The sequence below is a fragment of the Niallia sp. FSL R7-0648 genome (assembly GCF_038007005.1).
Lineage (GTDB): Bacteria > Bacillota > Bacilli > Bacillales > Cytobacillaceae > Niallia > Niallia circulans.
The window spans coordinates 2,109,532-2,124,693 of sequence record NZ_JBBOWE010000001.1 but is presented as its reverse complement, the minus strand read 5'-3'; the positions used below and the strand labels follow the sequence as shown (position 1 = coordinate 2,124,693).

At 34.0% G+C, this 15,162-nt stretch carries 16 protein-coding genes; 10 read left to right on the top strand and 6 right to left on the bottom strand.

The window, feature by feature from the left end:
* Positions 1-611: 611 nt before the first annotated feature.
* Entirely contained in the window at positions 612-929 is a 318-nt protein-coding gene (locus NSQ89_RS10140) for a thioredoxin family protein (RefSeq protein WP_341132578.1), read from the bottom strand.
* Between the two features lie 308 nt (positions 930-1,237).
* Between NSQ89_RS10140 and NSQ89_RS10135 the strand changes: the two genes are divergently transcribed.
* On the top strand, positions 1,238-1,672 hold the full coding sequence (locus NSQ89_RS10135; RefSeq protein WP_047940613.1) for a hypothetical protein: 435 nt from the start codon (positions 1,238-1,240) through the stop codon (positions 1,670-1,672).
* A 59-nt stretch (positions 1,673-1,731) separates the two neighbouring features.
* Here NSQ89_RS10135 and NSQ89_RS10130 read toward each other — a convergent pair whose 3' ends face one another.
* Positions 1,732-2,526 (bottom strand): HAD family hydrolase, encoded by a 795-nt coding sequence (locus NSQ89_RS10130; RefSeq protein ID WP_341132577.1) that lies wholly within the window; start codon positions 2,524-2,526, stop codon positions 1,732-1,734.
* Between the two features lie 149 nt (positions 2,527-2,675).
* A complete protein-coding gene (locus NSQ89_RS10125; protein ID WP_341132576.1) occupies positions 2,676-3,611 on the bottom strand; it encodes a helix-turn-helix domain-containing protein in 936 nt (311 codons plus the stop codon).
* Positions 3,612-3,864: 253 nt separating this feature from the next.
* Between NSQ89_RS10125 and NSQ89_RS10120 the strand changes: the two genes are divergently transcribed.
* From NSQ89_RS10120 to NSQ89_RS10110, 3 genes are all read left to right on the top strand, one after another.
* Positions 3,865-5,022: a metallophosphoesterase gene (locus NSQ89_RS10120; protein ID WP_341132575.1), complete on the top strand. Its 1,158-nt coding sequence runs from the start codon at positions 3,865-3,867 to the stop codon at positions 5,020-5,022.
* 88 nt (positions 5,023-5,110) lie between these two features.
* Positions 5,111-6,115, top strand: coding sequence for an MsnO8 family LLM class oxidoreductase (locus NSQ89_RS10115; protein ID WP_144579974.1), 1,005 nt, complete (start codon positions 5,111-5,113; stop codon positions 6,113-6,115).
* A gap of 107 nt (positions 6,116-6,222) precedes the next feature.
* Entirely contained in the window at positions 6,223-6,630 is a 408-nt protein-coding gene (locus NSQ89_RS10110) for a hypothetical protein (protein WP_047940616.1), read from the top strand.
* A gap of 117 nt (positions 6,631-6,747) precedes the next feature.
* Here NSQ89_RS10110 and NSQ89_RS10105 read toward each other — a convergent pair whose 3' ends face one another.
* Positions 6,748-7,752, bottom strand: a complete 1,005-nt coding sequence (locus NSQ89_RS10105; RefSeq protein ID WP_047940617.1) for a cation diffusion facilitator family transporter — start codon at positions 7,750-7,752, stop codon at positions 6,748-6,750.
* A 225-nt stretch (positions 7,753-7,977) separates the two neighbouring features.
* On the bottom strand, positions 7,978-8,151 hold the full coding sequence (locus NSQ89_RS10100; protein WP_162837569.1) for a hypothetical protein: 174 nt from the start codon (positions 8,149-8,151) through the stop codon (positions 7,978-7,980).
* A gap of 225 nt (positions 8,152-8,376) precedes the next feature.
* Between NSQ89_RS10100 and NSQ89_RS10095 the strand changes: the two genes are divergently transcribed.
* The gene (locus NSQ89_RS10095) at positions 8,377-10,044 is read left to right on the top strand and encodes a copper resistance CopC/CopD family protein (RefSeq protein WP_341117828.1); all 1,668 of its coding nucleotides are present in this window, start codon (positions 8,377-8,379) and stop codon (positions 10,042-10,044) included.
* 239 nt (positions 10,045-10,283) lie between these two features.
* On the opposite strand, the gene NSQ89_RS10090 is transcribed toward NSQ89_RS10095, so the two are convergent.
* Positions 10,284-10,877: a biotin transporter BioY gene (locus NSQ89_RS10090; RefSeq protein WP_235844418.1), complete on the bottom strand. Its 594-nt coding sequence runs from the start codon at positions 10,875-10,877 to the stop codon at positions 10,284-10,286.
* A gap of 151 nt (positions 10,878-11,028) precedes the next feature.
* On the opposite strand from NSQ89_RS10090, the gene NSQ89_RS10085 reads away from it, so the two are divergent.
* The 5 genes from NSQ89_RS10085 to NSQ89_RS10065 all read left to right on the top strand — a co-directional run bounded on the left by NSQ89_RS10085 (position 11,029) and on the right by NSQ89_RS10065 (position 15,118).
* On the top strand, positions 11,029-11,361 hold the full coding sequence (locus NSQ89_RS10085) for a DUF3889 domain-containing protein (RefSeq protein ID WP_061796231.1): 333 nt from the start codon (positions 11,029-11,031) through the stop codon (positions 11,359-11,361).
* 82 nt (positions 11,362-11,443) lie between these two features.
* Complete coding sequence (locus NSQ89_RS10080) at positions 11,444-12,157, top strand: MOSC domain-containing protein (RefSeq protein ID WP_172865783.1); 714 nt, start codon at positions 11,444-11,446, stop codon at positions 12,155-12,157.
* Between the two features lie 329 nt (positions 12,158-12,486).
* Entirely contained in the window at positions 12,487-12,783 is a 297-nt protein-coding gene (locus NSQ89_RS10075; protein ID WP_095257239.1) for a YfzA family protein, read from the top strand.
* Between the two features lie 674 nt (positions 12,784-13,457).
* Positions 13,458-13,892: a MarR family winged helix-turn-helix transcriptional regulator gene (locus NSQ89_RS10070; protein ID WP_095257240.1), complete on the top strand. Its 435-nt coding sequence runs from the start codon at positions 13,458-13,460 to the stop codon at positions 13,890-13,892.
* Positions 13,889-15,118 carry an MFS transporter gene (locus NSQ89_RS10065; protein ID WP_095257241.1) on the top strand — a complete coding sequence of 410 codons (1,230 nt, stop codon included), beginning with the start codon at positions 13,889-13,891 and terminating at the stop codon, positions 15,116-15,118. The genes NSQ89_RS10070 and NSQ89_RS10065 overlap by 4 nt, the downstream gene beginning before the upstream one ends.
* Positions 15,119-15,162 lie beyond the last annotated feature (44 nt).

Below are 15,162 nucleotides of genomic sequence, written 5' to 3'. Positions count from 1 at the left end.
GACTTTCTCGCATCTCCCAAAGGAGTCACACACCTTCCGCTCCAATCAACAACCTGGTTTCATCAAGTTAGTCTAGAATTTTAACTGCTCTGGTTTTAAAATATAGGTAGATATTTTTTAGAGGTGAAATCATACTTTCCAAACATTCTTCTATTCAAAGAGATCAATTAGAAATGATTGCTTTGATTAACTTGTTCCACCAAATCACTTAGTTCACAAGATGGAGACTACGCTTGACGGCCAACTGGACTTGGGTGAGTCCGTAACAATTTAAGAAGAGTATAAAGAATAGATTAAAATACAATAAAATAACGAAAAAAGACCATATAAGACAAAAGGGGATCAGAATGAAAACATTCTGATCCTCTTTTGTCTTAGTTTATAAATATACATTCTTTTAAATAAGAGTTGATTTCCGTTGCAGGGGTTCGCTTTCCGTGGGGGTCGCGCTGAGCCGCTTGCAGGGTCTCAGACTGTCTCGCATCTCCCAAAGGAGTCTCACCTCTTCCACTCCAATCAATGCATAATAATTCCATTTGCATTTTCTAAATTCCTTTTGTCAACAAGCTGAGAGGAGAAATCAATATTTCTCCTCGTTTTATTTCCAAAAATTATTTATATGATGCTAAAAAGTCTTCTACCTGCTCAGGTGTTTTGGCATTGGCGCTGTGTAAGTGACCAATTTTTTCGCCGTCTTTAAAAACTAACAGGCTGGGAATCCCCATGACATCATATTTTTCAGCTATTTCAGGAAGTTCATCTTTATTTAAACTATACCATTTTTTGTCATTGTTTGCTTCCATGATTTCCCCAATGAATATATCCATTCTTGTACAATCAGGGCACCAAGTGGTAAAAAACTTCACAATATTTGTATCTCCATTGTTAATAATTTCTTCAAATGTTTCTACTGTTTTAATTTCATTCATATCTTTAAGCTCCTCATTTAAAAATTCCTAATAACTATGAAAAGTTACTACAATTTTTATTATACACATGAAAGGTATTTCTTTCCTCCAAAATGCATTCTTTTCTTTAAGCATTTTATTTGCATTATAACGTTAGAAAGATAAGAATATACAAGGTAGGAGATGAAGGATGCAAACAATAGGATATTGCCATTATAATTTATATTTATGCAGTTATTTTTTGCCCCCTTTTTTCGTTATAATAAATGAAATGTTGTCATATGATAAAGAGGGTTCATTTTGCGGTTTCAAGTAAGAGGAGGTAACAAATGAGTTCGACAAAAATAAACATTTCACCAGTGGAAAATACGTACATACGCTTAATTTTAGCAATAGAGAATATGGATAAAGAGAAATTAGTAGATTTAGGTGATTCTTATTTACTAAAAGTCAATAAGAAAAATAAAAGCGGTAACGAACTTCACTTTTCCATGCTTTTTAACAAAAAGCTTATAAACAAAGTAGCAAGAAGTACGAATCCAACTGTAAATATTACAAAAAACAAAAATCTTATCTCTCTTGAAATCACTATTATGCTTGATTTAACAGAGCCAATAAAAGAAGAGAATTTTTTCTGGATAAAAAAAGAATTTGCCAGCACTCCAGCATTTGAAATCTCCTACAAGATGAATGAAGAATATTTTGATAAGAAAATATTACAACATCTGAACAAAGAAGCTACTGAGGAAAGTACAGAAGTGTAACAAAAAAGGATCAGTTTCCGTTTTAGGAGACTGATCCTTTTTGTTAAAGGAATGATTACTTATTCTTCGATTAATCCAAGCCATTTTAAGCCATTGTAAATTCCTGAATCGGTAACAGATGTGGTTGTATGCTTAGCATAGGAAAACAACAACTCATGTGCATTCCCCATAGCGAATCCTTCTCCAACTACTTCGAGCATTTCTTTGTCATTTAGACCATCTCCAAAAGCAATAGAAGCTTCTTTCTCGATTCCTAATCTTTTTAAAATAAGGGAGACAGCAAACCCTTTATTTACTTTATCACTAATAACATCATAGGAATGTCTAAATCCATCGATATTAACTTGTGATAAGTGGATATCAGGAAAATCTTCGTATAGTGAAATATCTTCCTCTCTTAAATTGATAATAGTAATTCCTAGAATATTCGCTTTTTCATCTAGAGTAAAAGCTCTATTTTGCTTTAAATGGAATTTTTCACTAAATTGTTTTGTCATTTTCTCTTCAGGGTGGGAAAGTAAATTATGAGTATTTGTATATAAAATTAGTTCATTTCCCTTTTCATTGGCAATATCTAAGTATTTCGTGACCAAGTCAGGACTCATCGGTTGTCTAAAAACATCTTTTCCATTATGTATTGCATATGCGCCATTATAACCGATAAACGATTCTATGGCGAGTGTCTCTCCAATATGTGATATTTCATGTAGTGGTCTTCCAGTTGCTAAAAAGACCTCTAATCCTTTTTCTTTCATTAATTGCACTGCTTTTTTTGTGGAATCTTGGATCGTATCTTCTGGTGTTAAGATAGTTCCATCAATATCTAGGAACAAAACTTTATAAGTGATTGACATTTTTACCTCCATTAAATTTACATTTCTTCAATACCATACTACCATATAAAAAGGACAAATGAAAAAGAGTAACCAAAAAGGGAAATTATTTGGCTACTCTTTCAGTCAATTTTACATGTTATCCATTATTTAATATTTTCCTAAGTTTGTTATTGCCAAATTTTCCACCAGGATTTCCTTTTTTCTTGAGCAGCAGCGGCATGACGAAATGTTTGGACAAGCTCTTGGAAACTTCTTTCTCTTTGTTTAATTTCTTTATTCAGTTGTTCTCTTTCTAGCTGTAACGTTTCCATAAAATATTGATCATTTTCATTTAATTGTTCCACCGTTTTGTTTAGTTCTTCATTTGATTTCGAGAGATGCTCGATCATTGATTTAATTTCTTTTGTGGATGAAACATTAGATGTCCATTGTTTCGAGTAGGTTTTTCTTTCAGCTTTTGAAATTTGGGAAAGTTTTTTGAACTTCGTTTGAATTTCTTCATATTTAGTTGTGGTCGCTTCTGCGTTTTTATGTAAAAGTTCGGAAAATTCATCTAAATGTTCGGATGTTTGTGTCTGCGTTTCCTTAACTGAATTAGTAATATGGGAAATTGTTTCTTCACGGCCAGCTTTTATTTCCTTTGAAATTGTTTCTAATACTTCCGTTTTAATCCCATTTCTAATTTCATCTTTGACTTCTTCAAGAAAATCTTGTTTATAATTTTCCAAGGAAGAAAGTAATAGGCGAAAGTTTTGTTCTGTAATTTGTGATTCCGTCGTCTCAGCAGGTTCTAAAGCATCCTTTTTAGGAAGCAATTCGACGGCTGTGTTTTTGCTTTTTTCTTTTATTTCCGCAATCTCTGCTTTCTTACGTCTGTTAATGAGCATTGTTAATGTTTCTTTTACTTCAGCTGTTTTTCGTTTCTCTTTATATAAATTTTTCACCTCATGAAGGAGGGTTATTTCTTTTTCGGTATAAATACGCGCCCCTGTTTTTGTTCTAGGTATCACGATAATTCCTTGAAATTCCTTTTCCCATTGTTTTAACATAGTTGGGGTTGTCGTCAGTTTTTTTGATGCTTCACCTATCGTATATGCTTTCATTTCTCTCTCTCCTTTTGAATAATCAAGGTAATTTGACCATCTTTACTATATGTATTTAGAGAAGGGGGAATTAATTTCCTGCAACAAGACAAAAGCTATCAAAACTTCTGATTAGTTGACAAATTTCCCACATTTTCTATTTTAGGAAACGATATTGTTAATTCCTTTTGTTAATTTCTGTGTAGGTATGTTCATTATTGTATAAACTAAGGCAAGCGAAAAGGTGTGCTCGGAGAAAAGGGGAGACTTAGAGATGAAAAAGAAATTCTTTGTTATTATTTGTATTACTTTTATCCTTTTTATACATGCCAACCCTATACTTACAAAAGCTACTGAAGAAAATCACAAGGAATCTATCTTTCCACTTCGAATTTTAGAGACAACGGATATTCATTCTTATCTTTTAGATTATAATTACGAAGAGAAAAAGAAAACGATTGAATATGGATACAATCGTGTTGCAAGTTTAATATTGCAGGCAAAAAAAGAACAAAGAAATACAATGCTGTTTGATGTGGGCGATGTGATAAAAGGGAGTCCGCTAGCTGAATATGTAGCAAATTCGCCGATGTTTTATTCTAGTGATATTCATCCAGCCTATAAGAGTATGAATTTAATGGGATATGACGCAGCAACGGTTGGGAATCATGAGTTCAATTTCGGATTGGATTTTTTGTTAAATACGCTAATAGGGGCTGATTTCCCCTATACGAATGCTAATATTTATGTTGATGATCATAATGGATATGAACAAGATGATATTCATTTTTTTCAACCTTATCTACTATTAGATAAAAAGTTAGTAAATGATCAAGGAAAAACGGAAAATATTAAGATGGGTGTCATAGGATTAATTACTCCAATAACCCAGGTATGGGACAAGGAGCATTTGGAAGATAAACTTATCATAAAAAATATGCGAAAAACAGCGGAAGAAATTGTCCCTCAAATGAAAAAAGCAGGCGCAGATTTAATCATTGCTTTAGTACATGCCGGTTTATATTCTGATCAATATTGGCCAAAACAAGGGAATAATGTCAGAGATATTAGCAAAGTCAAAGGAATAGATGTTATTCTTTATGGTCACTCGCATGGTATCTTTCCAGTTAAAGGAGAAAAAGGGCCAAAAGGTGTTAACCATGAAAAAGGATTGATTAATGGAAAACCGACAGTCCAAGCAGGAAACTGGGGAAATCACCTTGGGATCATTGATTTAACGCTTCAGAAGAAAAAAGGAAAATGGGCAATAGTGGATTCAAAATCAACTGCAAAACCAATTATTAGGATTATAAAAAACAAGAAAATACCGATTGTTTCCCCAATGCCGCAAATGGAATATATTCTTTCACGATATCATCAAGATACATTAGAGTATGTAAACAGTAAGCAACTATTAAATCATTTTGATTAATATATTCACGGATGTTTCAATGTACAGGCAATAAAGTTGAAGGGAAGAATGGAACAGTTTTATAGTGTAGAGAGAAGGGGTTGGATATATGGGAAAAACATTACAGGAAATAAAATATTCCGTTCTTGATTTAGCACCGATTAGAGAAGGTAGCAATGCTGCTGAAAGTTTTAAAAATAGTTTAGAACTTATTCAACAATCTGAAAAGTGGGGGTATAACCGCTATTGGGTAGCTGAACATCATAATATGCCTGGGATTGCTAGTAGTGCTACTTCCGTATTAATTGGCTACTTAGCTGGGGGTACAAGCAAGATTAGAGTGGGGGCAGGCGGGATTATGTTACCGAATCATTCGCCTTTAGTTATTGCTGAGCAATTTGGCACATTAGAATCTATGTACCCCAATCGTATTGATTTAGGTCTTGGAAGGGCTCCTGGCAGTGATCAACTGACAGCAAGAGCATTAAGACGTTACCATCAAAGTGATGGAAGTGATTTTCCAGAATTGCTAGAGGAATTAAGAACGTATTTTAAACCATACGAAGAGACAAATTTACCAGTAAGGGCTATACCAGGGGAAGGGGAAACAATACCAATTTGGCTGTTAGGCTCCAGTGACTTTAGTGCTAGATTGGCTGCTCAACTTGGCCTGCCATTTGCATTTGCTAGCCATTTTTCACCAGACTATACGATTCCTGCACTTAATACTTATTTTCATTCATTCCGTCCATCAGAAACTTTAAAGAAGCCGTATGTGATGGTTGGAGTGAATATTATTGCAGCAGATACGGATGAAAGAGCGGCATATCTTGCTACGTCTTCACAACAGCAGTTTTTAAGTCTTATTCGGAACAAGCCGGCACAACTACAGCCCCCGGTTTCCAATATGGAGGAAATGTGGAGTACTTATGAGAAAGCTATTGTTCACAAGCAATTGAAAGCATCTATTATCGGCTCCAAAGATACAGTTACTCAGAAACTACAATCATTTTTAGCGGAAACCCAAGCGGACGAAATAATAATCAACACACAAGTGTATTCTCAATCTGAACGTCTTCGTTCATATGAAATTGTAAAAAATATTTTAAAATAAAAGGCTGAAGCAAGTACAAAATGATATTATTTCATTTTGTACTTGTTTTTGTGTATGATAAAGCTATAGATATTTTTGTCAGTTGTAAATACTTGGAGGGAACTGTTGTGAAAACAACCATGAATTTGGTTAATCAAGAAAAGATCAAACAGATTTTAAAACAAATGGTCGATGATGCTTATGCTAATATAAAAGGGGAAGAGGTTTTACTTTGTATGGAATGTTGTGACGTAGATTTATATGTTGCGGCAGAGTCTTGTGAACCATTTATGGAGGCAGTGAAAGAAAATTTTGAACTAGATGATTTAGGTGAAATTATGGATAGAGAAGCATATCACATATTAATGAGAGAACTCGATGAATACTATGTGGATTTACATGTAAAGTCTGGTTATTATGATTATTTTCCAGCAGGTACTTATAAAGTCGATGGGAGAGAAGAGGAGTCAGAAACCAGTGTTCTAGCACCTAAGGGAGTATTTTATGCGCCGTTTGAAGACGCGGTAATTAAATAGATTCATTATAAATGGAAGGCCAGGGATTTTTTTAGAATTCCTGGCCTTTATGATGGAAGTATTGGTGATTTTTAATTCACTACTTATTCAAGAATGAATCTTATAAGCCTAGATTTATTAATTTGTATGCTTTTCAGCCACCTTTTTATGTTTATCCAATTCAGAAATAAAATGGGGCCATTTTAAAATACCATCATCTTTATCAAATTCGATAATCACATCAGATACGCCTTTTTCTGATAAAATTTGCTTTTCAATTCGTTGTCTTATTTTATCGACTTGCTCAACGGTTAATTTACTATCGATTTCGATACTTAGTTCTACGTGGAAATCTTCCCCTTCTTTGTAAACTGCTAGATCTTGGATATCACGTACATCAGGATCTTTAATCGCAATATTGCCAATTGTATCTTGCATTTCTAAATCTGCTTCCCCTATAGCACCTGCAGCGTTATCTAAAAAAACTCTCCCAACAACAATAAACATAAAAATGCCGATGATAATGGATACAATGCCTTCTGCTTGTTTAAAGTTTGTATATTCACTTACTATTACTGCCGCAATTGCTAATATTCCTCCTGCTGTTGCTACGGAATCTTCTAAAAATACTAACTTTGTTGCAGGCTTGGCAGATTTTAAATAGGCAATGCTGGCAGAAAACAATTGTAAACCTCTTGTTTTTAAACCCGCTGTTGCTACAATTTCTTTCATTGCTTTAATTAAAACGGTAAATTCTAAGCCTACAGATATGGAGAGGATAATGATAATGAGTAAAAAGCCTGTTGATTCTTGTGGCTTAAGAACATGATCAAGTCCTTCGCGAATTGTTTCATAAGCCATAATTCCAACGATTAAAACAGCAAATAATAAAACAATATTGACAAGTCTGCCAAATCCTCCTGGAAAGCGTTTTGTTGGAGCTTTTTTACTTAATGCAGATCCAATAAACACAAAAAATTGATTGGCTGCATCACCAAGGGAGTGCATGGTTTCTGCAAACATCGCCACATTACCGGTGAGAAAGTAAGCAACTCCTTTTAATAAGGAGATAACGGTATTTACTAAAGCAGCAAGCAGAGCCGAACGGTTTCCATTCTTTAATAATATTAAGAATTCCTTCATTCTATCTTATACCCTTCTTCCTTAGTAAAGGTCGTGTACAAATAAAAAGAGAACTTCCCGTTTCTAACCAGCCAAAATCTAAGTGGTTATATTGTAAGGGAAGCCTCTATTAACTTCTATTTGATACTGTTGAAAAACCTTGTTCACTCATTTTTTTCGTAAGTCTATGGTGTTATCAGACACTTGTTGAATATGTATGACTAAGAAGTAGTTAATCTGGTATTATTAAGCAGATGCGCTTTTTTCAACCGCACTGTTCCAATCAGGAAAATAATGGAGCGCATGGCGCATTAAATCCGGGTGGCTTTGTTTTATCTTCTTTTTATTCATATTCATGCCATTTGAGCGTAATTGTTGAATAGCCAACATTACTTCATCGGCAGTCATGCTAATATCCATGGACCTACCTCCTTTTAAATTTATTCATATTATTTACCAGATCAACAGGATTTATTCGATTTTTCCGTAAATATTTCTTGGGAAAGCGCAAAAAGTGCGCTATAAAGACAAAAGTTGACTTTTCTCCTTGGATAATGTCGAACCCGTTAAGGAAGGGTAACACTTCATTGTACGAATGACTATTCTTTCGCTATAATTGGGAGGGGAATGAGAAAATAGAAGGACGTGATTTTAAAAGTGGATAGCAAAAGGCTGTTTATGATTCTTCCTATCGTTGTACTAATGTTTAGTTTTTTAGGGATTAATAAAGTTTCTGCACATGCTTATATTACAAATTCAAACCCTAGTGAGAATGAAATATTAAAGACAGCGCCAGAGAAGGTATACATAGAGTTTAATGAAAAGATTCAAACTGGCTTTAAAATCTTAAATGTTTTAAATTCATCGGGTGAAAGAGTAGACAAGAAAAATGTAGTCATTAATCCTGATACAGAAAAATCAATGGAAGTTGATCTAAAGTCAGATTTACCGAATGATATATATACGGTAGAATGGAGGGTTGTATCTGCTGATGGCCATTCCGTTTCTGGGATGATTCCTTTCAGCATTGGAGAATTACCTGATGGTGCAGCTTTTCCAACTCAACAGGACAATGGTAATCTAGTGAGCTTTATAAGTACGATGATCAATAAAGGCTTTCTTTATATAGGTTTTTCTATCTATATGGGATTATTGTTATTCTATACAATTTGGTATAGAAATGAAAAATTATCTGCAAAGCTAGTAAAAAGAACGAAAAAAATATCCATTATTGCTGTCTTATTCCTTGCCATTAGTATTATTAGCTCATTAGTTATTCAAACACAAAGCTATGCTGGTGTGAGTCTATTAGCTAGTATAAAGCCAAGTAATTTAATGGAAACATTGACAAGTACGAAGGAAGGAATTATTTGGATTGTACAAATGATCCTTTTGGCTATTTTATTCCTTGCACAACGATTTATTTGGACAAAAGAAGCTTATTTAGAAAGAAAGCATTGGATAATTCCCGGATTAGCATTTATAGGCATCATGCTTTCAAAAGCATTTCTTGGTCATCCTTCCAGTTCGCCTTATGAGACAGTAGCTATCGTGCTTGATTTCTTTCACTTAATAGCAGCATCTATTTGGCTTGGCGGAATGATTGTCATTATTCTCTTTTTACGAGAAGGAATATTTGCTAAAGAAGGGGAAGGACATGATTTATATTGGGCAACTATGGAGAGGTATTCATTATGGGCCCTTATTACTGTTGCGGTTTTAGCCATTTCTGGCGCAATAAATGCCTCCTTATTAATTCCTGATTTTCAGTCATTAGTAAGTACGGCATATGGAAAGGTTTTGCTTATTAAAATTGGTTTACTTGTTTTAATGTTAATTTTTGGTGCATATCACCTTGTCAGCAGACTTCTATTAAGAAAGAAAGACTTTTATAAAAAATCAATAAAAATGGAAATTACACTTGGCATATTAATATTGCTTGTAACTACGGCGTTTACTCAAATACAGACACCAACCTTGCCTATCGACCTGCCGTTCTATGAAGAAGCAGAACTTGGTTATAATGAAAATATCAGTTTATCGATCACACCTAAGAAAACAGGTGTACAAAATCAGTATGAAGTATTTGTATTTGATAATAACCGCAAGCCAATCGATCCTGTGGAACAAATTACAATTAGTTTAAGACAAGGAGAGAAAGAAATGTCTTTTCCATTAACGAAGGAAAAGGAAGGACATTATTTTGCAGAAAATCTTCAGTTAAATCAGCCGGGTAAATGGGATGTAGAAATACATGTATTAACCGATAAATTGGAATCACTGGATTATTCTTACTCCATCGACATAAGATAAAGTTTCATGAAGAGGGAAATGGGAATAGGAAAAATATTTCTTGGGAAAGCGCATAATCAGACAGGATTTTTAGGAAAAAAAGTCGTATTATAGCGAATAATATAAAAAGCAATCGGATTTGGTAACAAACAAGTCCTCCATTATTGAGGACTTTCAGACTATAGGCAATTACCTTAAGTAATTATGAGGTTTGTCTATAGTCTTTTTTCTCAGCTGTTCCTTATTATGTGGCAGTTTTCTTATCGCGATGAATTTTCATGCCAATGCACGCGAAGGGAACTTTTTTTGATGACGGAATAATATAAACGATGTCCTAAAATACCAGCGATAAAAGTTAGGATGATGTCTTTTATTAAAGGTAGAGCCATCCAACTCCACATTAGCTGGTAAGTAAATCCTTCTGGTGCAGCATACCAAACTTTATAAGCCAAATACATCCAACTAGTCCCAATTATGTAATTAATAAATAATCCAATGAAGCCGCTAAAAATATAGAATGGAATGGTTTGTTTTTTTTCGATGAAGAAACCGACAAAAAATGCTGTCATAATAAATGCTAAAATAAAGCCAAATGATGGTCTGGTGATTACCATAAGGCCGCCCGATATCCCTGCAAAGATGGGTATTCCGATAAGACCAACAAGCATATAAACAAACATTGCCACGCTTCCCAATCTTTTACCAAGAATCAGCCCCGCAAGAATAGAGAAGAAAGTCTGAAGAGTTACGGGAACACCTCCAATGATAAGAAAACTTGTAACATTTGCTCCCACCGCCATAAAAGCAACAAATAACGCAATCATTGTTATATCTATTGGCTTCCACTGTTTCAAAATGGCCACTCCCTTTTGTTTAATTTCTGTAATTAACTATACTTCTCTAATTGATTTGTGTCAACCTATAATATAATTTAGTTAACATATAAAAATACATATATTTTGTTTCTCTGTTCATACTAGAAATAACAAGAAAGGAGATGTTTGCATGAAAAAATTAAAATATCCATTCATAAGCATCTTTTTGGTAAGCTTATTCCTAATGCAGCTTAGCAGTCCCTTACATGGTGGTGCGGAAGAGCTGCCTTCCTATGTAAAATGGGGGAGAATTGCCATAACAAAAACACAAGAAAAATATCCTAATAGTGAAGTTACTGATTATCTGCATGTAGGCAAGGAAGATAAGAAAGGAACTTCTGTGGAAAAGTTTAAGCTAATTGTAAACAAAGATCAAAAGGAAATTGGTGTATTTGTTCATTTAACTTTTGATACGCGCACAGAACGACTATTATCGGTAGATATGAAGGAAACAAAGCCTTAATTTTCGAAAAACTCTCTAAAATAATTGGTTTTAGAGAGTTTTTTTGTTTTAATAGAAGAAAGAGAGTAAAGGGGGAGAAAAGATGATAGGCAATATACAAAAGATCATGCGCTATCCAATAAAATCATTTACTGGAGAAAGCTTGGAAAAGGCACGGATTATGTCGTATGGAATATATGGCGATCGAAGTCATGCTTTTATCGATAGAGCGAATAATAAGCATTTAACCATTACGCAATACCCTAAAATGGTTACATATAAAGCGGGCTTTTCAGGAGAAGAGTCAATAGAAAAATATCCTAATTTAACTATAACTGCCAATGATGGCTCTAAATATATTTGGGGCGAAACGGCATTATTAGAAAGATTAGAACAAGAAACGAATCGGACATTAGATTCAATCGCCTATGCTCCAACCTTTGTTCCCTTTCCAGCAATTGAAGAAGATAATCTGTTATTAATTTCCACAAAAGCTCTATCAGAATTATCTACATCATTTGGTGAATCGATTGATGAGAGAAGATTCAGAGGAAATATTGTCTATGATCTCCAAGAAAGTGACCTAAACGAACAAGATTTACTAGGGAAACAAATTAAAATCGGTTCAGATGTAATTCTGGAGATTAATAAGTTTTGTGAAAGATGTATGATCATAACAGTAGATCCAGAAACAGGCACCCGACAGCCGAAGCTATTAAAACAGATTGTTAAAGAGCGAAATAACCATTTTGGTTTATATGCAAGTGTGATTAAGACTGGAATTATTCATATTGGTGATAAGATAGCTATTTTATAAAGATGGTGCGAACATAATACTTAATTTTGTATAGTTGAACATTCTGTTATTACAGTGCAAATATAAAAACTATTTGTTTTCATCATGCTTCCAATTAATCCATCGTGAGCAAGCCTTTCTGTTACCTCAGGAACAGAGTATTCCTCCCGCCGTTTCCTTCTGTTTTAAGGTTCTATTGATAATTGGATTAACAAGTTAGTAGAAATGGTATTAATATTCAATTCAATTTTTCTAATAAAACAGGGAAAATTTTGAAACTTAATTCCTAACCATACGTAATGAATTTATGAATATATAGACAAGAGTATTTGTAAAGGATGGGATTTACATTGGTTAGGAAACAAAAAGCTTCATCATTTCTGGAAAAATATTGGGTATCTTCTATTGGTGTATTTGTATTGTCACAAATATTCTTTTTTTCATCAGAAGCAACAGGATGGATACTTAAATACAGAGATATGGATGGAACAATATTCGGGAAGCTTCTTGACAGTTTTATTATCACTGAATGGTTTAATTTCTATAAAACGCCACAGTATAATCTACTCACTGTCTTTTTTGGCGTCTTTTTTCTTGTGCCTGGAATAATTAGTGCGATAGTAAAGGTTTTTACTCGCAGTAAATAATAAATACCATTGCTGATTAAGCTGTAATAATAGATATGTATGCAAGTGGGATAACCAACAGCAATACCTGATGTCCATATTTAACTATGCTGCTAGATCAAAGGCTTGCTTATAGAGAAGCAGTAGGATAGTGGAAGATGGAATTGAATAGAAGAATCTATTCAGGCAGTCAAGTTATAGTTATTAATCCAGAATAGGTATCCAAATTTTATAACGGGAAGTTAGAAGATGAAAATTAAAACAAGAAAAAGTAACAGTTTTTTAAAAGAAGTATTATTTGAGATAGTTGGGGAAGTAGTCTGGAACATTTTACTATTTATACCAAGGATGGCATTTCGCCTAATTAGTAGCATTTGGTAAAAAATGGTTAATTAGTGAATTGCCTGTTTTTTCAATTAGTTACAAATTAAAAAGGCTATAGGAGCTTGTCATCCAGACAACATTGCTTCCATTTCAGTTTTGTAGAAGACTGGCGAAAAACTAACAAATAAAGCAGCAGAAGAATAAAAAAGCACCCTATAGGTAGACATTAAAAAGTCTACCTAAGGGTGTTTTTTTATACATAGTGATATTTTCATTTAATCAAACGTTTGATTAAATGAAATAGTATCTTGCCGTTCCAATAAAGTTATGATATAGTTACCTAGGTAATTAATTTTAGATCGGAGAAAGCAATGAACACGACTCATGATTTATTCCATTCTATCCAGCAGCTCGCACGACAATTAACCAAACAATTAAATACAGCACTTGAGCCATTTGATATTTATAGCTCTGAATGGGCAATTTTGTATGTATTAAAAAAAAATGGTCCCCTTACTCAAAAGGAAATCGCCGATTATCTATCCATAGAACCCCCTCCAGTAACACGTACCATAAAGAAGCTCGTGGAGAAAAAATATGTTCTGCAAATAAAGGGAGAAGACAAGAGGACAAATAGAGTATTTCTAACAGATTTTGCTATACAGCAGTATGCGAAATGGGAAGCAGCTGTTCTGCTGGCAAATCAGGGGTTACTTAAACAATTGCCAATCGAATCTCAAAAGACTTTACAACATATAATTTTTGAATGGATTCATTCATTAGCAATCAAGGAGGAAAAGAAGTGAATAAAGAACCATTATGGACAAAGGGATTTATCCAAATATGGGTAAGTAACTTTTTTTTATTTATGACGTTTTATTTTTTACTAGTTTCATTACCAATCTATGCGATTCGGGAATTAAATGGAAAGCAGTCTACAGCAGGTTTAGTTGTTACGGTATTCATTATAACAGCTATTCTTATCCGGCCTGTAGCTGGTAACTTGATGCAGAAGTTTGGCAAAAAAGCCATATTTGTTACATCATTACTTATTTTCTTAGTGGCAGCGGTTTTTTATTTATTTACTGATTCTATCACTAGTTTGCTCATCGTTCGCGCATTACACGGCATTGGATTTGGTATGGCTACAACCGCTACCGGGACAATTGTTGCAGACATTTTACCAAGCTCCAGAAGAGGAGAAGGTATGGGGTATTATTCAATGAGTATGAATTTAGCGATGGTAGTCGGTCCATTTATCGGACTCCAGGCAATTAACTCATGGGGAACTTCTACCTTGTTTATATTGGCGCTAATATTTGCATTCTTTGCGATATTAACAGGTGGATTTATGAAATTGGACTCAGATATGGAAACAGAGAGAGTAGAACAAGAAGCGAAAGTGAAAGAGAAAAAAGGAATTCAATTTGATCGAATTATAGAGAGTACGGCAGTAAAAATTAGTATCGTAGCAGCCATATTCGGTCTTGTTTATTCATCGATTCTTTCTTTTGTTTCGGTTTATGCTGAAAACAAAGGATTTATAAGTGTTTCAGGATATTTCTTTGTGGTTTACGCTATCTTTATGCTAATAGCAAGACCTTTTGCTGGTAAATGGTTTGACCGCTATGGTGCAAATAAAATTGTTTATCCATGTATCGTACTATTTTCCATCGGGATGCTTGTCTTGGGGACTGCACAATCTGAATGGATGTTCTTATTATCTGCTGCATTAATTGGCTTAGGATATGGATCAATGTTCCCGTGTCTACAAACCATTGCGATTCAGAAAGCAGCACCACATCGAAGAGGTCTCGCAACAGCTACTTTTTTATCCATATTTGATATAGGAATAGGGTTTGGCTCCTATATTGTTGGAATTATTGGTGATGCTATTGGATTAAATTCTTTCTATTCATTAAGCAGCATTTATATCTTAATCGGCATTGCTGTTTATTACTATTTGCATGGTAAAACGATTAGAAATGAAAAGACAGTAACGAAGAAAGAACAATTAAATAGAGGTGCTTAAAAAAAGACTCTCCTTTAGAAATGAAATTTTTCTAAAAGGAGAGT